This window comes from Paenibacillus lacisediminis, from assembly GCF_046567315.2.
Genome location: NZ_JBKIAX020000007.1, coordinates 148328 through 168044, shown reverse-complemented (window position 1 = coordinate 168044; position 19717 = coordinate 148328). Strand labels below are relative to the sequence as shown.

The following is a 19717-nucleotide window of genomic DNA, read 5'->3' as shown; positions in this document are numbered from 1 at the left end:
AAATCCAAAACTCGATCCCTTATGGACAAGGGGATGATAGACTGATAGCAAGTTCAGATTGTAAAATAGATGAGAGTAACTCTAACACTCAAAGGCGGTGAAGAAGGCTTATGGCTTATACGATGAAGGAAGTGGTGAAAAAAACGGGCATTAACCCGTATACTTTGCGTTTTTATGAGAAGGAAGGCGTATTGCCGGCGGTTGACCGGGATGCTAACGGGGTGCGTAAATTCAACGACCACTACGTCGATTGTGTAGAGATGGTACAAGCGCTTCGTTCAACAGGTTTGCCTTTGGCGGAAATAAAACAATATGTTGAGCTGTACAAGAGCGGAGATCGGACACTTCCTTTAAGAAAAACGATGCTGGCCAACCAAAAAAGCAGAGTGGAGGAACAAATAGCACGACTGATAAAAACGCTGGAAAAGCTCAATTACAAGCTGGCGTTAATCGATGCCCAAGAAAACAAATTTGACAGGCTGCCCTGAAAGATGGAAGCTGTTAGCACTGCTGAAGTGTACAAAAAAATGCCGTTTGAGCCTGGTTTCCCATTGGCATTGGCGGCATGGTGATCTTATTAGGCTTTCCGTAGAATATACGCGAAATCTTTACACTTTCTGAATGACTCTCCCTTGACCAAGCATAAAAGGAGAATAGCGATTTATTAAAAGCACCAGAGGAATGATGACAATCACCGCCGAAACGGTATAGCTAATTCTTTTAATGATCAAGGCATAAGTGTTATCCATCGCATATAGAGGAACGGTCTCCAGTATGATACCAATAATAGGGAACACAATGTATTGGTGCAGGCACAAATAGATGAGAGAATGCTTGCCAATAAAAGTCAGCACTCGGATTTTCTCCAGTTGCCTTTCAAATTTTTTCGCTAATGAGATCATGGCAAACACACCGCTAAACGCCGAAATATAAAATAACAGGTAAGTGCTATACTGGTTTTCAAACATGTTGACCCAGCCATTTATGTAACCTGCAACAATGTTGATAACCAGAAACGGAACGAACAACCCCATACTGCCATCTATTTTCTTTATTTTTTCCTTCAGAAGATATCCTGCTCCCAAAAACACAACCCCTGTGAGAGCAGCATCAAAACTCCAAGGCAGCTTTACACCGAGATATGTGCAATATAAATAGCCAAGTACTGAACAAAGCAATAAGCATATGCCTGCTTTCTTATAGGAATCGCCTGTTAATTTAACAATAAAGTAAAGCAATAGTTCACTCAAAAATAAGCACGGTAAAAACCACAGAGCTACGTTATGCAGGGTCCATGGCAAATCACGCATAGCCAATATTGTTCCCCAAAGCGGGCTTAATATATTAATGCCGCCATTAGTGTATGGGTTATTTCCGACATTGTGATAAACCAATAGCCAAAAAATATAATTCAATATAGAAAACGAAAGATAAGGAACAACTAAAGTTATAAACTTCCGTTTAAAAAATGAACCAAAACTGCTGTACTTCTGAACGGAAAATAAGATCCCCGATAACAAGAAAAAGAGCGGTACATGAAACGTGTAAATCGCTTTTTTCAGTTCCTCGGGAATGGGCGCATGTCCCAGCATAATCAAAAGCATACCGCTGCCTTTGCTGATATCAATCCAACCTAATCTCTGCTTTGATTTTTTTTCCATAAGTTTCTCCTTGATCTTTTCTTGTCACTGAATGCGGCAAAAACAATACCCGGAATGATAAAATAACATCCGTCTCTAAAAGTTGAACTATAGACTGCCTCAGCACCGGAATTTATTACCGGGGTGGAAGCCGCAATAGAATGAATTGTCTGAGCATTCATGTTTATGTTAAATAGAGATACGACTCTTCAATTCGTTTGGCAACCAATATCATTGAAATGATCCCAATCGGCAAGTTGATGAAAAAAACGGCTCTCCAACCGGCCATCTGAGTAATAACCCCACCAAGAGCAGGACCGCTGGCGGAGGCTAACCCGGCAATAGCGCCCCATAAACCGACGACCATTCCATGTTTTTCAGGAGGAAACAGGTTTACCGCCAAAGGCACTGTCACAGGAACGATAAAAGCTGCCGAAAATCCTTGCAGGACTCTAAAAGCAATCAGCATTTGTACATTTTGAGATACCCCCGCCAAAAGCGAGGAAATGGTAAATAACAACAATCCCGCTGAAAATAATTTTTTTCTGCCAAATTGATCGGCAAGTTTGGAAGCGGTGATCAGCATAACCGCAAAAGCCATGTTATACCCGTTGGCCACCCATGACATATCCTTGACCGTCGCATGGAAGTATTCCGTCATTTTCGGAAGTGTAATATTCACAATCGTCGTATCAAGCAATGCCATAAAGAATCCAAGAATAATGGCAATAAAAGAAATGGCGGTATTTGTTTTTTGGCGAATCATATGATCCTCCTTTTCACTTCCCAGTGTATTTTATACTACTATACTTTATAGTATATATTTAAAAAAATTGATGCTTTCGCATCAATCGTTATCGCGGTCCATCTTTTTCTGTAAATCCGCTGACCATTTGTGCAGCAGCCCATATATCTCTTTATATAGTTCTACCAACTCCGTCACATGCCCCGGTCTACCCTTCTTTATTTCCTGTTCATACACATCGTCCATCATCCTTTTTTTCTCATCCATCGATGCCTTGAAATGAGCAACAAGCTTTCTTTTCTCATCTTCCGGCATATGATAAAGATTCACAATAAATGCACTGAAATCAAAATAAACACCGGAAAAATCAGCTGCATTCTCTTCCATTAGCTCATAAAAATGGGCACGTCCGGCATCATTAATTTCATACATGGTTTTTTCCGGCATTTCGCCTTCTTTAACCGTTCTTGCGTTTAAATACCCGCTCTTATGGAGCTTTATAATATTCTTGTATATGGATGGATTACTTATTTTAACCCAATGACCGATGTTCCAGTTCTCAAACTCTCTGACCATCTCATAAGCACTTTTCTCTCCATTAAGCAAAGACCCCAAAATGACTAAATTAATTGAAGACAAGCATCCCATCCTCCATATCCTTTATACTACTATACAGTATAGTATGTGAATGGTTTTGTCAATTTAATTGGTATTTTGTTTAGTAAATGGAATTGCTCCGACCTTCTTAGGATGGTACAATTGCTCTAGATTGGGAACACGATTTGCTCGCGTCCCCATTCCATCGGAACAAAATCAGAAACCCAAGTGGAAAAGAGCGTGATGTATGAATATTAGGGCAGCAAGTGAGATTGACTTTCCCGAAATAAGGCAAATCTATCTGGAATCCCGCCGCGGAAGTTTTCATTGGGCAAAGACTGAGGAAATGAATTTGGAAGACTTTGATAGGGATACGGTAGAGGAACTTATCATTATAGCGGAGGAAGATTCGCACATTCTTGGTTTTGCTTCGCTGTATTTGCCGGAAAATTTCATTCATAATTTATTTGTGCATCCTGATTTCTTCGGCAGAGGAGTTGGCGAACAATTGCTTCATACCGCTCTGACAAATCTGGGTAGACCCGTTAGATTAAAGTGTGTCTCTGCCAATCATAAAGCAATGAAATTTTATGAGAAGCATGGTTGGAAAAAAATCGTTGAAGAAGGCCCCTCAATAGAAAAGTATTGGGTTATGGAATACAAATAACTAAAAATTATAGGTGCCTCCCTCTCTTTCAAACAAATCTTGCCTCCTATCCTGAATTATGGACGGGAGGTTTTTTTGCGTTAGGAAAATGGTTCAAACCCGATTTGGAACGAACAAATGGTGTTAACATGGCTCGAATTTGTCCGGATATCATTCCAATTTGAATCTATAAGAATAGAAAAGTAATGCTACGAAGCGATAAAACATGCGGCTAGGTATTCAGGTTATGGAGGTTGCGGGAAATGACGATCTACGGACATGCCCTCCGATCTGCGGACCAGGCAGCCGCCGATAAACTGGATCAGCTATTTGCTCCACGCAAAGACAAACAGGACAAAAAGACGCTCGGCTAAACGAATCCGGGCGTCATCTTTTATGTCGAATCATCGCCATTTGTTGGCTCTTATTTAGATTTTTTACATCAATTTAACATCAATACACCAATTCAAACACTGTAATATTCGATTTACGAAAGCTTCAACAACTCAAAATTCCTTTTACATAGCGGTTTTATCAGACTGTATCACTGACGTACCAATATCGCGACACTCTCAACGTGCCTCGAGTGTACAAAAATGATGCCGATTAAACCTGGAGGGGCCTTGGCGGAAAATCTATCGTTTTTAGATCAGATTCTTTATTGTATTAGTTTCATACCCTCATGGATAATAAATCATTGCCCGGATAGTAGCGGTAATGATGTCCGCAAACATAACAGAATCCGAATTTTGGGTCAACAGTACTGATATGGTTTTTGTTTTTTCCCTTCATACGTTTATTGTTGCTCGGCAAATCTCCACCAAGCAAATATTCCAACTATTCCGGCTATTCCCGTAAAGCCAAGAATAATTATACTACTCAAATTTAAGAACCCGATGCTTTGAAATATCGACGGGATTGTCCACGGAAAATAGGGGGCAAACCCAAAAGAGGCTAAAACATTTGAGAGAATAACGATTACCAGGATGAGTCCTAATGGGGCTAAGTACCCCCTGCTAACATTTGCCAGAAAAGCACCTGGTGTGGTAACAATAATAAACAATAGCGATGTTATAATAAATTTTGAAAAAATATTCCAAATAAGAGAAACTGACCAGCCCGTAACCCCTAGAATACCTCCAACGGCAAGAGCCGTGGCAAACATATAGATGGAAAGTAATATGCTCCACGCTAAAATTACCAGCAATTTGGACAGTACAATATTTGATCTTGATACGGGCTTTGCAAGCAAATCCTTAATTGTTTTATCTGTAAACTCTCGCCCAAATACCCATGCGGCGATAAATGTGTATCCGATCAGTCCCAGTGGGGCAAGATTATTAAGCAAATCTGTTAAATACATTTGCCAATTGATGCTACCGGTGTCACTGGATAAGATAATTCCGATTCCCATCATGATTGGCCCAAAGGCAAAAACAAGAAACACCAACCAAAACACATTAGCGCGGATAATCTTACGAATCTCACAATGTAAAACAGAAAAAATATTCATTAAATATTCCCCCGCGCCATACCAATTGTACGAAGAAAGTAACCTTCCAAATCTTCCGTAATCACTCGAAGCAGTGTTGGCGGTTGATTAGATTTAACCAGCAGTTCGGCTAGCCGTTCAGGACGATCTGCTGCGTGGTCATCGGTTAGTTTGATATAACCGTCCATTGTTTCCTCAAATTCATATCCATGCTCTTTAAGCACATTCTTTAAAGCATTTTTGTCGCGGCCATTCACCACCAAGTTTTTCTGTAACGATTGTTCCAGCCTATCCATTGCTATTTCCTTCATAAGTTGACCATTGTGAATAATCCCAATGCGTGTGGCAACTTTTGAGAGTTCTTCTAACAGATGGCTGGATATAAAAATAGTTACGCCGGAATTTTTCGCTAAGTCATACAACATATTCCGTATCTCAACAACTCCTGCCGGATCAAGACCATTTATCGGTTCATCCAGTATTATGATTTCCGGATTGTGTATCATAGCTTTCGCAAGTCCCAGGCGCTGTTTGTTTCCTAAAGAAAGATTCTTCGCCTTTTTCTTTTTGTGCGGCTCAAGCCCCAACTTACGGATAACCCGATTAACGGATTCTTTGTCAGGTACTCCTTGCATACGTCGTGCTATGTCAAGATTTTCAACTACGGTTAAATCAGGATAAAACGTAGCTTCCTCCAAATACCCAACCTTATCCCATAATTTATAGTTTCCGGCATCAACCTTTTCGCCTAACATATAGAGCTTGCCGGAGGTTGGCTTGAGCATCGCTAGGAGTGTCTTTATGGTCGTTGTCTTTCCAGCGCCATTCAGCCCTAGAAATCCAAATATCTCTCCTCGGTTCACTTCCAGCGAAAGATTGTTCAATGCTGTATATTCGCCAAATTTTTTGTGCAATCTCTCAATTTGTATTGCGGCTGTTCCACTGATTGTTTGCTTTGAGAAAATACTCATAGTCTTCAACTCCTCCCTCATGGGCTCTAAGTATGAAACTCCTGAACAAGCTCAATCAGAAATCTTCTAGCGATCACTTGGGCGAGGTGCGGCCGGCCCAAGCCCAATCGAGCAGAGCCAATTCAGCACTACCTCGTGCGGCATCCATTTAAGCATTGCATCCCAGTCGAACGCGTGCGTGCCGCCGTCGGAGATGACGGCAGCAATCCTGTGGTCGAACGAAGCGAATCGCAGAGAATCGTATGCCGCGAAGCTCTCCCCGTGCACAATAATCTTATCCGGATCGACTTCCGGCCGTGTCAGAAGAAAGTCGATCGCTCGTGAATGGAAAGCCTCGCTATCAGCTCGCCTCGCCTTTCCCTTTTCATACAGTGAGAGGCCGGTCCCAGGCTGGTCGTAGACCAAAAAGTTGTATCCACACGCAATAACGGCGGGACCTAGCCAGAAATAGTTCTCAATTGACCACTCATCGCCACCGTTGAGAGCAAAAATTGTCGGCTTCGGACCTTTTATCCAGGGAGGGGAGAAGAAGTACCCATCGAGCTTAACATTCTCGTAATCGACTTGGATCTTCTCAGGGGGGACATCGAAGTACTTTCCGGCGGCTTCGAAGAGTTCATTTACCTTCCTAAATAGACGGATTTTCTCGGTGTCATCATCCATCACCACATATTCCGAAATTCGGTAGTAATTGCAGGAGCGAATATAGCAGTTTCGCGCTGTATACCAGTTTCCAACCGCTTCGGCCTCCTTGCCGTGCCTTTCTAGGGCTTGAGCGGTTATGAGCCATTCCCTGTGCCACGTGCCCCCATCATTTGGGTCGATTTTTTTGCAGGCTTCGTAGATCTCGGTAACGTCCGTAGCACCGAGGCTTGCCATACCCAGAGCTTTGGTGACTTGGTACGACATCCCGTAGTTATTGGGCCAACGGCTGAATTCGATTGACATTGCAATATCCTCCTCTTCTAGTTCTAGCGATTATGGCGGCGCCGCGAAAATGACTACAAGTAAGTTTTACGACACAAAGATAAAGCTTCCCTAAAAGGAAAATAAATGTTTGTAAAGATAATATAAAAAATTATAAAGCACTGAAAAATAAAAATGGCCACTACCTTAGTGCTCACAGCTGGCAGCGGCCTTTAACTTTGTTATAGAGGTTGTTTAAAAAGTCCGCTTTTGATCACGAAGTAAATTCAAGAAGTTAATCGGCATCGAATCTTGAATTCAGCTGGGCCCTCCGGTGCTCACGTACCCAAAACGTACGCTCCGCTCCTCGGTCCCGGCTTCATCCAACCTTCTCGGTGCTGAAAACCGACCTTTTTGAACACGCACTTATAAAGAAAATGTGCAAAAATAAAATTAATGTTATGCCACAAGGGGGAGGCTGAACTTTATCCCCAAACCTCCGTATTCGGAAGGATATGCATAAATTTTGCCCCCATGATGTTCAATAATGGATTTACAACTTGCAAGGCCAAGCCCCAGCCCGCCCTTTTGGATTTGCCGCGATTTATCCACAGTGAAAAATTTAAGGAATAGAGAAGGTATATCCTTATCTGGCACTCCAATTCCATTATCTTCAATATGAAAATAGGCATAATGCCCTTGTGGGTATCCGGTCATATACACTTTTAACTCATTTTTTCCTCCATATCTTACAGCATTGCTGAAGAGATTACCGAAAACCCGGCGTATCATCGGTTCATTGACCGTCAGCAACATATTTCCCGTGAATGAATGGCAGCAAGTAAGCTCGCAATCAAGTCCTGCCAACTCATATTCATATTCTAGGGCAATGTCTTCGAATAATTTTGATGCATCTATAGGTTTGGCTATCATTGATTCTAAATCCAGTTTTTCTTTGGTGAAGCTGGAGAAGTCATCGATGAGTTCAACCATATATTTTGACTTCCTTTGAATCAACTCATAATATTCCTGTTTTTCAGTTTCTGGTAGATTCTTGTGCGTAGCTAGCAGTTCAGCAAAACCATTAATAGAGGTTAAGGGTGTTTTTAAGTCGTGGGCGATTGCCGCAATCATATCGGTTTGCTCTTTATGCGCTAGTCGGAGCCTCTCTTCCATCTTATTAAAGTGTTTATAAAGGTCTCCAATTTCATCATTACTCCTTTGAGCAAGTGGAGGCATTGGATGCACAATATTTACTTTCTCCAACCTGGTATTAAGAAGCTGAATTGGTTGTTCTATACGAAAATGAATATAGATAATCAAAATAATAAATATGAAACAGGCAATGGCAAATATGGGCAGAAGCAATCCTATATATCGCGGATCCAGCAAGGAACTGCGTATAGGTGAATATGCTGCAAAGATAATCTTCAGATATATTCCAATTGAAACCATAAAAACTATAAACATCAGCAGGAACAGCAGGGGAAGCTTTATTTTCAGTGTCATACTCTTACTCTCTTTCCGTGTATTTATATCCTATGCCCCAAATTGTTTTAATAAAGTCATATTCAGGACCAAGTTTCTTACGGATATTTTTTATATGAACCGTTACGGTATTTAATTCTCCGTATCCGTCTCCCCAGACATTTTCATATATCTGCTCACGAGTCAATACATTATTGGGGTGATGCATGAGGAAGGACAATATTTGAAATTCCTTCGTTGATAAGTCGAGCTTCTTGCTGTTCAGGAATGCTTCAAACGTCTTATCGTTCAAAATGAGCGGAGAATCCGCCTTTTCGTTATTGGGACTAAATTCATTCCACTCTTTAAACAGCCTATCAACTTTTCTGAAGTGGGCCTTTATCCTGGAGGTAAGCTCCTGAATACTGAAAGGTTTGGTCATGTAATCGTCTGCTCCTATTTCGAGCCCCACGATTTTATCAATATCCTTATCACGCGCGCTTAAAAACAGAATTGGAACATTATAAAATTCTCGGATACTTCTGCAGACATCAAGTCCATCCATATCAGGCATCACTATATCAAGAACAATGAAATCAATGTGATTTTCTTCCAATGCTGTTAAGGCTTCTTTCCCGGAATATGCCGGAAGTATTTCAAATTGCTCATACCTTAAACTCTTTGTGATGAGTTTTACGATATCTTCATCGTCGTCTACAACTAATATCGTTTTTAGCATATTTATTCCCATTCCTTCCGTTTCGTTCAGGGCAAATTGGTTTTCTTCATATCATTCTAAAATTGGCTGGTCCGTGTTACACATCTCTAAACTACTTTACCTCTCCCCTTAGTAAAGGTATAGTCACTTTCTATTATAATTTTAATTTCTAGCATTCTGAAAATACCGAATGTCACCTATAAAAACACTAAAAAAAATCGGGCTGAAAAACGCATTTTCAGCCCGATTTTGCTTATCTTTTTTTAAACCTGCCTAAATAACATCTTAGTTCTTACCGCCATAGCCCTTATAAGTAGCGTAAACTGCATCTGCATATTGATTAGCCAGAATAGGACGGCCATAAGAGTCTGTAGCTCCCGGATACCAGTTATCTCCTCCGTTATAGTGCAATAAGCCATTATATATGTTGCCGAATCTAGCAATCTTTTCATTTAAAATCAGTCCGCCCAAGCATACCTGATCTTGTTCACTGCCGTGATTATAAGCACGGCCAAATTTTGAGCTGAATTGAGATAAATAAGCATTACGTGTGTTTGGTTCTACCTGCATCAATCCGTCGCCGGCTGATGGACTACCCGGTAAGCCTGCTCCAAAGCTGCTTTCCTTTTTGATAACAGCACTCAGCAATAAAGCAAAGTCTCCGCCTTTACCAAATTTTTTGTCTACATTCATTGCATATTTCCATATGTGGCTTGGAACTTCGGATGGCTTTGTTACTGAAGGATTTGGTGAACCAGTATAAATCTTAACCGATGACATTTTGTCATTGGCAGCGTCTCCAACCCAGGAAGAACTAGATTTATAGGTCCATTTTTTCCCTCCAAAATTATCATTTTCATATACTTCAACAGTCCAGCCGCTAGGAACCTTGAGAGAGGACATCCAGTCATTCGGAATTCCTTTTGCGTTCAACTGAGACAGTGTATAATTGCCTACTCCAAGTGTTTTTGCTGTTCCACCATAGTTTTTATCTGCATAGAATGTCACTCCGTTTGTTGCTGGTGGTGTTGTTGGTGTAGTTCCGCTGCCGCCTTTCTTCCATAAAGCAGGAACATTGGATGGTTCCCAGCCTACAAGGGAAGTATGTGCCTGAAGACAGGTATAAGTACTTCCGCTATATGTTACTGTATCATTTACCGCATATGCAGTATTTGGAGCCCATGCTCCTCTACCGGCTGCGCTCACCGGCAAGACCGCGCAAAAGGTGGATATGAATACTGCTAAAACTACCAAAAGTGATGTGGCTTTAAAAGAAAACTTTGTATTAGTCATTATCAGATCTCCTTTGTACTTTATTTAGCCAACTTTTTCGTCCTGCTCATTTTTAAAAATTACTCCCCCCCTATGCTTTTACAAATACTTCAAATTTGTTTCATATTAATACGCGCTTAGACAAATTATTACAATGCAGATAATACAGTAACATGAAAATAATTCCAATAGGACATAAGTTCTACTTTACTTGAAATTTTTATTGGGCTGGAAATCTTAAAATGAGAGCAACGTATTATGGCAAGGAAGCACAACAGGTACCAATAATACAAGAGGTTCTGCAATCGTAAAAATAAAGAGGCTAAGCCTCCAGGTCATTAAAGTTAACCTAAATACTCAGCCTCTTGATTTCGCATAAAATTTTAAATAAACTTTTTCTTATTTAATACCGCAAATCCAAGCTGGCTCATGAAATAACATTTCAGCTTTTCCCGGCTGGCCACTCGAACCGGGGACGCTCCCAATCTACAACGTCTCCGTACTGAGCGTAAATCCTTCAATCACGGCGTCTTCGTCAACTTCGATCAAGATGCAGCGTTTCCCTTGATAATTCACCTGTCTCACGTACTTCAAATCTTGAGGACTGATCGATATCGTGGCAATCTTCGTATCGATCTTAATCGATTTCGAAGTGAACTTCGGAATAACGCTGCTCGCTTTGATTTCATAGTTTTTATCGTCAACGATCGTTTGGAACGCCCGTTCCACCTTTTCCGTCGTCACGTTCTCCACGCCGCTCACCGTCAGCATGCGTTCCACATCTTTATAATCCAGCTTCGGCGGTTCTTCCTCTTCGTGGGTCTCGATGACCTGATGAATTTCCTCGTATACGCTAGCGATCGTCGAGGCATCGAGCTGATCTCCCGTCACTTCTTTCACGATCTCCTCAAAAATGGCTCTCTCTTCTAACGCAGTCACGCTCTTCTCAGCATTCAAGACTTCCTCAACGAAATGCTGATTCGGTTCATGCGCTCTCCCCGAGGAATATAGAATACGATTCACATCGGAATAACCATCCGTCACGCTGGGGTAGAAAAAACCTTGCTCCGGCGAACTTAACTTTATGATCGGATCTACGATGACGTTATACTTGAATTCCCGCTCGACATAATCGAACATGAGCGTTTTCTTCTGTTGTTCCGTAGAATTTATGCTGCACAGAATGAAAGGATTCGCGAACATTTCGTCGTTTTCGCTCTCCTCGGCATCTTCGTTCCTGGCCTTGGTCGGCTGGTAATATTGCCCGCGAACAAAAGTAATCACCGTATCCCGTTCATATTGGGTATCCGCCAGCATTTTCTCCACCAACAGCAGCATCAGATCGTGCCATTCTTCGGGGTCGCCGGTCACCAGACCTTGATGAAGAAGCACCCGCGTTGGCGTCTCCGCCTCCTCATGAAGCTTTAACTCGAACAGCTTTTGATCCAATTCGCCGGCCAGCAGCTTTTTGAAATTGCCCATATGCAGCTCCTGCTTCTCCCTGTCCAATAGTTCGAACGGCTGGCGCTCGTAATGATAGATTTCATTGGTTTCCTTCATAATATACACATTAAGAATATCGTAAATATGAAGCTTTTCATGGTCCAGCTTAAACTGCTTGCGAATATACGCAACTTCTTTCTTTAACATGATGTATCAGACATCTCCTATGAAGTGAAATGGACTTACTAGAAAACGATGGAACTGGATGTTTATAACGGAATGATTTGGCTCTTGATCCCACCTGAAGCCGGCTTCCCTCCAAAATTCAGACCCTTAGCAAGCCGCGGAACCCCCTGGCAGCATAGTAGGATTCTGCTCCATTGTGGTACACAAAGACAGTCTCGTAGCGACGATCACAAAAGATGGCCCCGCCGAGTTTTCTAATATTAGCGGGTGTTTTCACCCAGCTCGATGTTTTCGTATCAAACTTTCCAAGTTTCTGCATCTCCCGGTATTGTTCTTCCGTTAAAAGCTCAATGCCCATGGCAGCAGCCATATCAATGGCGTTATTTTCCGGTTTATGTTCTTTCCTTGACTCCAGCGCTTCACGGTCGTAACAAACACTCCTGCGACCTTTAGGACTTTCCGCTGAACAATCATAAAAAATGTATTCGTCCGTCTCTTTATCATGACCAACAACATCCGGTTCGCCGCCAGTCCTCTCCATTTCATGGAGCGACCACAGTTTTTCAACATTAGCTTCGAGTTTTGCTTGAACATTAGCCCATTCAAGACCATTATGGCGGCTCATGTTTTTCTCAAATCGGGATTTCAATGTTCCGAGCAGCTCTTCACGCTGTTCTGGTGACAATTCCTTTTTGTTGTTGGTTTCATTACTCTTGGTCATGGTCGATCCTCCCTCATACGTATTTCAAAAATTACGCATTTGCTCCATTCTACCTCAGCTCTTTATACCACAACTTTATTATAGTTGTTTAATGCTCTTGTGAATATGTCCATAGGATTCGTTCCAGAATAGGCCGATGCTTTCTTTCGAAAACTTAACAAGCTTTTCATATACTCATAATGTTTTACGCCGTAGTTCATAAAAATACTGCACAATGGGATGCTTTAACTTCATCTGATCGGACATGTTTAAAATCCGCTTTTTCCCAACTCTTCTGTCCACCAAAGCTAGAATATTCAATAGAATATCATGGCTCTCCATGCTATCCTCTACAGACGTAGATAAGAACTTATTAGCCACAGCGATAAAATTGGATTTACTTAATGAAGCCTGTGCGGACAAAAGCTCTTTTGCATGCTCAGAGCTTTTTCTGCTTCGGGCAATGACTATTAAGCGATCCTCCGGCACGGGCCCCTTGGTATCTTTTCTGACCGCTTCAATTTCGTCACTGGTGATAGGAATTTGAATATCGGGATCATTCTTAATTTCCAGCTCCGTTTGATACCATCTGATGGAGTTCGTTTTATCACTCATATTGAGTACGTTCTTTTTATCAACTGAAATATAACAAATCCCTGATTTATCAGGTAAATAACGGTAACCCGGTGCGCGGTATTCTACCCTTCCATGTAACGCAGGACTGAGAAAGCTCTCCAGTTGTTGCTTCAATTTGCTCCAGGACAAGTAAAGTCCCCCTTCATATAAAAAACAGAGGAAAGGCTTGTTGGTTCTGGGTTTGTCCCCTCTCCATTCATCCGATCCTCATGCTCTTGATGTCTTTTTTTATTTCCCACACGGATTCATTTGGAATTACTTAATCCCCACGTTCCTCCGCCCCGGCATGCTCCTTGTTTCTAAACTCATCGAGCAGCGCGCGTACTTCACTTGTGGACCTTGCGTTCATTAAGCTGTTTCTTAATTCGCTCGCCCCTCGAAATCCGCGGACATATATTTTAAAAAATCTGGGTAGAGGGCTGAACGAACGCGGCGGCCCCAGTGCTGAATAGTGATCATGGAGATCCAGATGCAACCGCAGCAAATCAAGCAATTCTTCGCTGCTGTGTTCCCTCGGCTCCTTCTCAAAGGCAAACGGATTATGGAAAATACCGCGCCCGATCATAATCCCATCCACACCGTATTGCTCTGCGAGCTTGAGGCCGGTCTGGCGGTCAGGGATATCCCCGTTAATGGTCAGAAGGGTATCCGGCGCCACCTCATCACGAAGCTTCTTAATCTCCGGGATGAGCTCCCAATGCGCAGCCACTTTGCTCATTTCTTCTCTCGTGCGCAGATGAATGGACAGATTCACAATGTCTTGTTTCAAAACATGGGTTAGCCAGTCACGCCATTCGTCAATCTCGCTGAAACCAAGTCTTGTTTTTACGCTGACGGGCAGTCCTCCGGCTTTGGCGGCCTGGATAATATCCGCTGCGGCTTCCGGACGGCAGATCAGGCCGCTGCCCTTCCCGTTCTCCGCTACATTCGCTACAGGACACCCCATGTTAATATCGATGCCTTTAAAGCCTTCCTTCGCCATACCGATGCTCATTTGACGAAAGTATTCCGGCTTATCTCCCCAAATATGCGCTACCATGGGCTGCTCATCCTCTGTAAACGTCAAACGCCCGCGCACACTCTGGTTCCCCTCCGGGTGACAATAGCTTTCTGTATTCGCAAACTCCGTAAAAAACACATCCGGTCTGGCCGCTGCACTGACGACATGGCGAAAAACAACATCCGTCACATCTTCCATGGGCGCCAGTATAAAAAAAGGCCGTGGCAAATCACGCCAAAAATTTTCAATCATTTCAAAAACCTCTCTATATCAAACGTCTGTAAGTGTTAATGGTCTACATTTAAACGAGTATATCATAAACCCTGGAGTGAAGCATACTTACCCAACAGCTTCAAGATGAGGGGGAAGCCTCCTCGATCATTGGCCCGGATACATTTTCTGTTGATTTCTTGAATCGCACTTTTATGAAGGATATCACAGGAATTTATCGAAATATATATTGAAATAGACTCTCCAAAATTGGCGAGTGAGAATTCCCCTGTTCATGGGTAAAACGGAGGTTTAGAATATGGCGCTTTTTAAAAGCGGTGAAAACCGCGAGAAACACATACAGCAGCTTCAAGAGTTTTTATTCGAAGGTGAGCAGATTGAACGCACTTATGGCCTTTCCTCTGACTTCGTCGCACTAACCAATAAACGTTTGATTTATGTAGACGCTCGGCTGAACGAATCCGGGCGTCTTCTTATATGTCGAATTATCACTTATGAATAACTATTTATTTAATAATCTTTCTGTTTCTGAAATGAGCTCTTGAAGTATTCCAATACCTTCCTTTGTACTGTCTTGATTTGAGGAAATCAAAGTAATAATTTGGTCTATCTTTTTCTTATAATCATTGGGTTTTGTATTAAAACCTTCAATCATCCGCACTGCCTTTTTCTCATTGATGCAGTATTCCCCATTTAATGCAAATATCACTTGATTTAGACATGAAATAGAGCGGAAAGCATGGCCTGCAACGTACGAAATGTCATCCTTATCTAAATTTTTCTCAGCAAACATGAGGGAGAAGGATGATTCAAACATAAAATATCCAATCATTGCATCTTTTAATGGTTGTGGATACGGCATGGCTTTAGCTTTTAGTTCGGCTATTTGATTGGCGGGGTCAGATAATACTTTACAAATTGAGATTTCACCCATATACATAACGTTAATATAAGCATGGGGGTGTCCTGTCTGATAATTGGGAGAAACCTTTCCCATCAAACAGTCATCCATAACCTGTGATACACGTTTTACATCACGGAATAAGAAATCCACATGATATCCTTGAACAATGAGCCATCCCCCACCATTTACCCATGGACCCCATTCTCCTAAAGATGTAATGATATTTTCCCGATGTTCATCATCTAACTTTGTAGCGATCTTACTAACTTCACTGACATCAAAGCCTGCCGCTTCATCATAATAAATCCCAATATCAATGTCCGAAGTAGCATGATTAGTTTCTCTTGCTCGTGAACCTCCTAGAACTACGCCCACAATGCCCTTAACTCCACTAAGTTCTTTATTTATTTGATCAATAACCTGTTGTACAGTCATACATTCTTCATCTCCAATTCAAAAAAATCAGCATTTTATTCATTAAAACCCTTCCATAATACTCGTTTATATTAATATAGGTCATAGGTTTGCAGTTCATATTGCACCGCATTCCTTTTCTTCCGTGGCTACAAATCCCAGCCGGGCAGCGATATCTTGTAATTCAATATCTGTGTCCTTTATGACTAATACCTGCTTGTTTTGTATAATTTCTAAATTTTATAGACATAATTTTATCCTCCCTTTAAGGAGTATTGTATATGCTAAATCCGTACAAAAGTATTCCGACTTTATCTATAATCATTCTACACCAAGGTTTAGGGGGACGTAGAATTAACCACGCCCCCCCTTTACTAATCCAATCACCCCACGCTAATCTCCTCAAGGATTCGGCATATTTGCACACTCGCCATCCATCGTAATAAACCGCCTTGCAGCATAGTTGGATTCTGCTCCATTATGGTACACAACGACAATGTCGTAGCAACGACCACAAAGGATGGCCCTAAGGCCTGGTCGCCCCTTGGCGGAAAATCTATCGTTTTTAGAATAATTTATTGCTCAACTACCCCAAAATCATCCACATAAACATATGCTGTACCAGGATTCTTGTAAGCATACACTGTTGCCCTGGTAGCGCCTGCTCCGGTTGTAAAAGGAATGTTTACCATTGTCCAGGACGTACTGTCAGATGTTGCAGATGCATCCGTTCCTTCAAAGCCATTAACGCCAATCTGAATCTGCTCTCCTTTGTCTGCCTTAACCCAGGCGGTACACACATAGCTGGTATTAGGTCTTAGCCCCGTAAGTTCCTGCTTGATACCATCTTTTCCGGGTCCCAATCTAACGCTCTTAGAGCCGCTTCTTGGTACCGATACACTTGCAGCAGTATCTGAATATGTTGCTGCCCATGGTGAGATTATCCCTTTCTCGAAATCAGATTGCCTTACGTTATTAACATAAAGTAAGCTGACACTCTCAAAAACCGGGTCCGGAGGTGAAGAAAAATCATGCCCGGCAGTCCAGTCAGTTCCACCGAACTCATATGCTCCAATATCCGGTGCCGCACCAACATAATCATTCGTGATTCCGGATATTACAACCCCTGCATTAATAGCTGGAGAATTAGACTGCAGCCTGAAATCATATGCTGTAGGATTCACAAATAACGGATTGGTTTCTGAGGTAATGTTATTTCCCTCTATATGAGTACCAGGCAGTGTAAAGGCTGTAGTAAAGATATTGTTGAAAATTCTATCGCCGTACATATCTGACTGAAAATTACTTCCCCAATATCCTACATTTCCGTTACTGTAGGTGGTATTGTTATAAATCAGGTTAAAATTACTGGGTGTATTCAATCTTATCCCTGTATAGTTTCCCCATACAACATTATGATGCACAATATAGCCCTTGCTCCCGTTATCCAGATAGATACCCGTGCCGGAATAATTCTTTGCCAGATTATCATGAATGTAATTATGATGAATTACCGTCCCTTGCCCATCCCAGGCAAATTCATAGAGTATTCCGCAGTCTTTTGTCAGCTTTCCTGCATTGTACAGATTATTATATTGTATCTGGCTGTTTTGGGTAGGCATAAATATCAGGTGACGCCCAGCGTTATATACCGTATTATGACTGATTAGATGGTTTGCCCCCAATAGATAGATTGCCGGAATATCCGCTGCCGAATAATTGGCTTCATGAATAAGATTATTAATTATTTTATTTCCTGTTCCCTCTATACTCACCAGATTACCGGAACTGTAGGTCAAAGTACTGTCTCTAAGCTCATTATTGGTACCGGACATAAATATCCCTGTACTGTATTGTCTGGTAACATCCGAATCATGACTGACATATTTCGCAATCATATTAGAAACTTTACAGTAATTAGAATTAGACATTTTAATGCTGGAGGCAAAGATATTAATTCCGGTAATATTTATGTAAGAGCGGGAACTTAAATCAAATGCATAAGTCCGCTTCTTTGCTTCTACTGTCAAAGTATTCGGATCAACTCCACCAGACGCCCATAAATAAAGTCTGCCAGTAATGCTGTCATAATACCATTCTCCCGCACTGTCAAGATCTTCAAGATTACCAGTAATATAATAGCTGTTACCGCCTGTCGCTGCAGTAGCCATTTGATCAAAGGTAATGGAGCCGTCACTTGAGCCGGTAATGGTACTTTTATAAGATTTATAGCCTGTTCCCGGAACACTCCAAACCGTTTTGCCAACCCAGTATCCAGGTGCCTGAGTTAAGTCCCTATCCTTGATGGTTGTAGTGGAACCGGAATCAACTGTTGCATATGTTGAATTTAAGGGATCAAGTGTTGGTGAATTGGGCCATCTGGCTTCAAATTGCATTTGCTTATTAACAAATATCTGATCTTTTGTTCCAAGGGAACCCGTCATTTCCGCATAATAGATGGATCCGGAGTAATTTTTCCAGCCAGTAACCGGATCGGCACCGGATACCGTTACGTTCTCTCCTGTATAAGCCTTAAAGTTTATGGGATTTGCAGAAGTTCCGGAAGTATGAAGTGTTACTGTTTCCCGGTATGTACCACCTCGTATGATGCAGGTATCTCCGGCTTTCATGGTATCTGCTGCCTTTTGTATGGTTTTCCATGGATTTGATAGTGTACCGGTTCCAGTGATGTCATTCCCCGTTGTAGAAACATAATATACGGAATTTGCCTTTACAATTTCCACACCCAGATTAAAAGTAAATACATAAATCAACATAATTACAACTAAAAATCTAATGCCTGTTCTCTTATTCATAGCTTGCCTCCTGTAATGAATTCTATTTTTAGATACGGCTTCTACGCCTGAGCTTAAATTAACTGCTAGGTATGTTCTAATATAGAAATTTATGTATATAAGCCCTAATTATTTAATCGACTTATACCGACCTAAAGTTTATGATTCGTGAAAATGCGATCATCGTGGAAGCGGAAAACACCTCAGACTATGAGCCGGGATTATTCGGGCATGCCGAATTCAACCTTGTGCATAAACTGGCCAACAAGTACCCGGATAAATTATATTTGGCAAAAGAAAAGACAGCCCTGCGGCTGTCGTCGAGTTTAAGCTTTGGATGGTGATGTAGGGAGTACATTTTTGCTTACTGTCTCAGCACTTATACTTCTTCCATAGACAACCCCGTTGCTTCCGAAACAGTTTGCAGATCTACCCCTTTGTTCAGAAGTCTGATGGCAATTTCTTTGCTTGTTTCAGTCTTGGCTCCCTCAATTCGGGATTTCTCATCGCTCAGCACCTCCCAATTTGATTTATCTACACCCTTTAAAAATAGCAGCCAGTTCACCAGACCGCCTTCTTTAAGCTCTGCTCATGCTCATTCAGCTTGGTCAGCTCGATGGTATGTATCTCAATATCATTCAGGAGCGGAATCCCTGTGCGATCCTCACGTAGATGAAACACGCTATGGTAGCGGTCGTTGGGCAGAGATGAATAATTCAGTATATTGATAGTCACGCATTTCTTTAAATTATTGTAATTGCCGCCCTTCTGAGTTAATTGCCCCTCCGCACCAACAGTGAACATCACTCCACGTGCACCATATGCGGGAATATAGGCTAGTTGGTTCCCATCTGTCGTTCGGGAGCTAACGAGTTAGGGCTCAAGACCAAAATCAGTGCTTGACAAAATAAAAGATGACGGAGATAGGGGGTGTTGTCTCTCCAAATCACTTTG

Annotated in this window: 20 protein-coding genes and 1 pseudogene; 4 read left to right on the top strand and 17 right to left on the bottom strand. The window is 41.8% G+C overall.

Annotated elements, in window-relative coordinates:
* Positions 1 to 110 precede the first annotated feature (110 nt).
* Positions 111 to 488, top strand: coding sequence for a MerR family transcriptional regulator (locus ACLD72_RS15665; protein WP_120460041.1), 378 nt, complete (start codon positions 111 to 113; stop codon positions 486 to 488).
* A 120-nt stretch (positions 489 to 608) separates the two neighbouring features.
* Here ACLD72_RS15665 and ACLD72_RS15660 read toward each other — a convergent pair whose 3' ends face one another.
* The 3 genes from ACLD72_RS15660 to ACLD72_RS15650 all read right to left on the bottom strand — a co-directional run bounded on the left by ACLD72_RS15660 (position 609) and on the right by ACLD72_RS15650 (position 3024).
* Positions 609 to 1661: an acyltransferase family protein gene (locus ACLD72_RS15660; RefSeq protein ID WP_410996682.1), complete on the bottom strand. Its 1053-nt coding sequence runs from the start codon at positions 1659 to 1661 to the stop codon at positions 609 to 611.
* 163 nt (positions 1662 to 1824) lie between these two features.
* On the bottom strand, positions 1825 to 2406 hold the full coding sequence (locus tag ACLD72_RS15655) for an MFS transporter (RefSeq protein ID WP_410996681.1): 582 nt from the start codon (positions 2404 to 2406) through the stop codon (positions 1825 to 1827).
* 81 nt (positions 2407 to 2487) lie between these two features.
* Entirely contained in the window at positions 2488 to 3024 is a 537-nt protein-coding gene (locus tag ACLD72_RS15650; protein WP_410996680.1) for a PadR family transcriptional regulator, read from the bottom strand.
* Between the two features lie 205 nt (positions 3025 to 3229).
* Here ACLD72_RS15650 and ACLD72_RS15645 point away from each other — a divergent pair, with 205 nt between their 5' ends.
* Positions 3230 to 3649 (top strand): GNAT family N-acetyltransferase, encoded by a 420-nt coding sequence (locus ACLD72_RS15645; protein ID WP_410996679.1) that lies wholly within the window; start codon positions 3230 to 3232, stop codon positions 3647 to 3649.
* Positions 3650 to 4424: 775 nt separating this feature from the next.
* On the opposite strand, the gene ACLD72_RS15640 is transcribed toward ACLD72_RS15645, so the two are convergent.
* The 10 genes from ACLD72_RS15640 to ACLD72_RS15595 form a co-directional block, all read right to left on the bottom strand.
* Positions 4425 to 5141, bottom strand: coding sequence for an ABC transporter permease (locus ACLD72_RS15640; protein ID WP_410996678.1), 717 nt, complete (start codon positions 5139 to 5141; stop codon positions 4425 to 4427).
* Positions 5141 to 6091 (bottom strand): ABC transporter ATP-binding protein, encoded by a 951-nt coding sequence (locus tag ACLD72_RS15635; protein WP_410996677.1) that lies wholly within the window; start codon positions 6089 to 6091, stop codon positions 5141 to 5143. Before ACLD72_RS15635 ends, ACLD72_RS15640 begins: the two co-directional genes overlap by 1 nt.
* 66 nt (positions 6092 to 6157) lie before the next feature.
* Positions 6158 to 7039 (bottom strand): alpha/beta hydrolase family protein, encoded by an 882-nt coding sequence (locus ACLD72_RS15630; RefSeq protein WP_410996676.1) that lies wholly within the window; start codon positions 7037 to 7039, stop codon positions 6158 to 6160.
* A 417-nt stretch (positions 7040 to 7456) separates the two neighbouring features.
* Positions 7457 to 8506 (bottom strand): ATP-binding protein, encoded by a 1050-nt coding sequence (locus tag ACLD72_RS15625; RefSeq protein ID WP_410996675.1) that lies wholly within the window; start codon positions 8504 to 8506, stop codon positions 7457 to 7459.
* A gap of 4 nt (positions 8507 to 8510) precedes the next feature.
* Positions 8511 to 9203 (bottom strand): response regulator transcription factor, encoded by a 693-nt coding sequence (locus ACLD72_RS15620; RefSeq protein WP_410996674.1) that lies wholly within the window; start codon positions 9201 to 9203, stop codon positions 8511 to 8513.
* A gap of 264 nt (positions 9204 to 9467) precedes the next feature.
* Entirely contained in the window at positions 9468 to 10475 is a 1008-nt protein-coding gene (locus ACLD72_RS15615) for a carbohydrate-binding protein (RefSeq protein ID WP_410996673.1), read from the bottom strand.
* Between the two features lie 465 nt (positions 10476 to 10940).
* Positions 10941 to 12104, bottom strand: a complete 1164-nt coding sequence (locus ACLD72_RS15610) for a DUF4317 domain-containing protein (RefSeq protein WP_410996672.1) — start codon at positions 12102 to 12104, stop codon at positions 10941 to 10943.
* Between the two features lie 118 nt (positions 12105 to 12222).
* Positions 12223 to 12804, bottom strand: coding sequence for a DUF4256 domain-containing protein (locus tag ACLD72_RS15605; RefSeq protein WP_410996671.1), 582 nt, complete (start codon positions 12802 to 12804; stop codon positions 12223 to 12225).
* 174 nt (positions 12805 to 12978) lie between these two features.
* Positions 12979 to 13548: an SF0329 family protein gene (locus ACLD72_RS15600; RefSeq protein ID WP_410996670.1), complete on the bottom strand. Its 570-nt coding sequence runs from the start codon at positions 13546 to 13548 to the stop codon at positions 12979 to 12981.
* Between the two features lie 130 nt (positions 13549 to 13678).
* Positions 13679 to 14671: a tRNA dihydrouridine synthase gene (locus tag ACLD72_RS15595; protein ID WP_410996669.1), complete on the bottom strand. Its 993-nt coding sequence runs from the start codon at positions 14669 to 14671 to the stop codon at positions 13679 to 13681.
* 277 nt (positions 14672 to 14948) lie between these two features.
* Between ACLD72_RS15595 and ACLD72_RS15590 the strand changes: the two genes are divergently transcribed.
* Positions 14949 to 15152 (top strand): PH domain-containing protein, encoded by a 204-nt coding sequence (locus ACLD72_RS15590; protein WP_410996668.1) that lies wholly within the window; start codon positions 14949 to 14951, stop codon positions 15150 to 15152.
* Here ACLD72_RS15590 and ACLD72_RS15585 read toward each other — a convergent pair whose 3' ends face one another.
* The 3 genes from ACLD72_RS15585 to ACLD72_RS15575 all read right to left on the bottom strand — a co-directional run bounded on the left by ACLD72_RS15585 (position 15153) and on the right by ACLD72_RS15575 (position 18784).
* The gene (locus tag ACLD72_RS15585; RefSeq protein ID WP_410996667.1) at positions 15153 to 15989 is read right to left on the bottom strand and encodes a nucleotidyltransferase domain-containing protein; all 837 of its coding nucleotides are present in this window, start codon (positions 15987 to 15989) and stop codon (positions 15153 to 15155) included.
* A 381-nt stretch (positions 15990 to 16370) separates the two neighbouring features.
* Complete coding sequence (locus tag ACLD72_RS15580; protein ID WP_410996932.1) at positions 16371 to 16490, bottom strand: hypothetical protein; 120 nt, start codon at positions 16488 to 16490, stop codon at positions 16371 to 16373.
* Positions 16491 to 16543: 53 nt separating this feature from the next.
* Positions 16544 to 18784, bottom strand: coding sequence for a right-handed parallel beta-helix repeat-containing protein (locus ACLD72_RS15575; protein WP_410996666.1), 2241 nt, complete (start codon positions 18782 to 18784; stop codon positions 16544 to 16546).
* 140 nt (positions 18785 to 18924) lie between these two features.
* On the opposite strand from ACLD72_RS15575, the gene ACLD72_RS15570 reads away from it, so the two are divergent.
* Positions 18925 to 19107, top strand: coding sequence for a hypothetical protein (locus ACLD72_RS15570; RefSeq protein ID WP_410996665.1), 183 nt, complete (start codon positions 18925 to 18927; stop codon positions 19105 to 19107).
* Between the two features lie 35 nt (positions 19108 to 19142).
* On the opposite strand, the pseudogene ACLD72_RS15565 reads toward ACLD72_RS15570, so the two are convergent.
* Positions 19143 to 19546, bottom strand: a pseudogene (locus tag ACLD72_RS15565) (PD-(D/E)XK nuclease family transposase); the annotation flags it as partial.
* Between the last annotated feature and the right edge of the window lie 171 nt (positions 19547 to 19717).

Excerpts from the sequence above, each read along its gene's own strand:
- ACLD72_RS15615 (WP_410996673.1), bottom strand. The coding sequence starts at position 10,475 with ATGACTAATACAAAGTTTTCTTTTAAAGCCACATCACTTTTGGTAGTT.
- ACLD72_RS15645 (WP_410996679.1), top strand. The coding sequence starts at position 3,230 with ATGAATATTAGGGCAGCAAGTGAGATTGACTTTCCCGAAATAAGGCAA.
- ACLD72_RS15630 (WP_410996676.1), bottom strand. The coding sequence starts at position 7,039 with ATGTCAATCGAATTCAGCCGTTGGCCCAATAACTACGGGATGTCGTAC.
- ACLD72_RS15635 (WP_410996677.1), bottom strand. The coding sequence starts at position 6,091 with ATGAGTATTTTCTCAAAGCAAACAATCAGTGGAACAGCCGCAATACAA.
- ACLD72_RS15620 (WP_410996674.1), bottom strand. The coding sequence starts at position 9,203 with ATGCTAAAAACGATATTAGTTGTAGACGACGATGAAGATATCGTAAAA.
- ACLD72_RS15595 (WP_410996669.1), bottom strand. The coding sequence starts at position 14,671 with ATGATTGAAAATTTTTGGCGTGATTTGCCACGGCCTTTTTTTATACTG.
- ACLD72_RS15625 (WP_410996675.1), bottom strand. The coding sequence starts at position 8,506 with ATGACACTGAAAATAAAGCTTCCCCTGCTGTTCCTGCTGATGTTTATA.
- ACLD72_RS15570 (WP_410996665.1), top strand. The coding sequence starts at position 18,925 with ATGATTCGTGAAAATGCGATCATCGTGGAAGCGGAAAACACCTCAGAC.
- ACLD72_RS15660 (WP_410996682.1), bottom strand. The coding sequence starts at position 1,661 with ATGGAAAAAAAATCAAAGCAGAGATTAGGTTGGATTGATATCAGCAAA.
- ACLD72_RS15585 (WP_410996667.1), bottom strand. The coding sequence starts at position 15,989 with ATGACTGTACAACAGGTTATTGATCAAATAAATAAAGAACTTAGTGGA.
- ACLD72_RS15665 (WP_120460041.1), top strand. The coding sequence starts at position 111 with ATGGCTTATACGATGAAGGAAGTGGTGAAAAAAACGGGCATTAACCCG.
- ACLD72_RS15575 (WP_410996666.1), bottom strand. The coding sequence starts at position 18,784 with ATGAATAAGAGAACAGGCATTAGATTTTTAGTTGTAATTATGTTGATT.
- ACLD72_RS15605 (WP_410996671.1), bottom strand. The coding sequence starts at position 12,804 with ATGACCAAGAGTAATGAAACCAACAACAAAAAGGAATTGTCACCAGAA.
- ACLD72_RS15640 (WP_410996678.1), bottom strand. The coding sequence starts at position 5,141 with ATGAATATTTTTTCTGTTTTACATTGTGAGATTCGTAAGATTATCCGC.
- ACLD72_RS15655 (WP_410996681.1), bottom strand. The coding sequence starts at position 2,406 with ATGATTCGCCAAAAAACAAATACCGCCATTTCTTTTATTGCCATTATT.
- ACLD72_RS15610 (WP_410996672.1), bottom strand. The coding sequence starts at position 12,104 with ATGTTAAAGAAAGAAGTTGCGTATATTCGCAAGCAGTTTAAGCTGGAC.
- ACLD72_RS15590 (WP_410996668.1), top strand. The coding sequence starts at position 14,949 with ATGGCGCTTTTTAAAAGCGGTGAAAACCGCGAGAAACACATACAGCAG.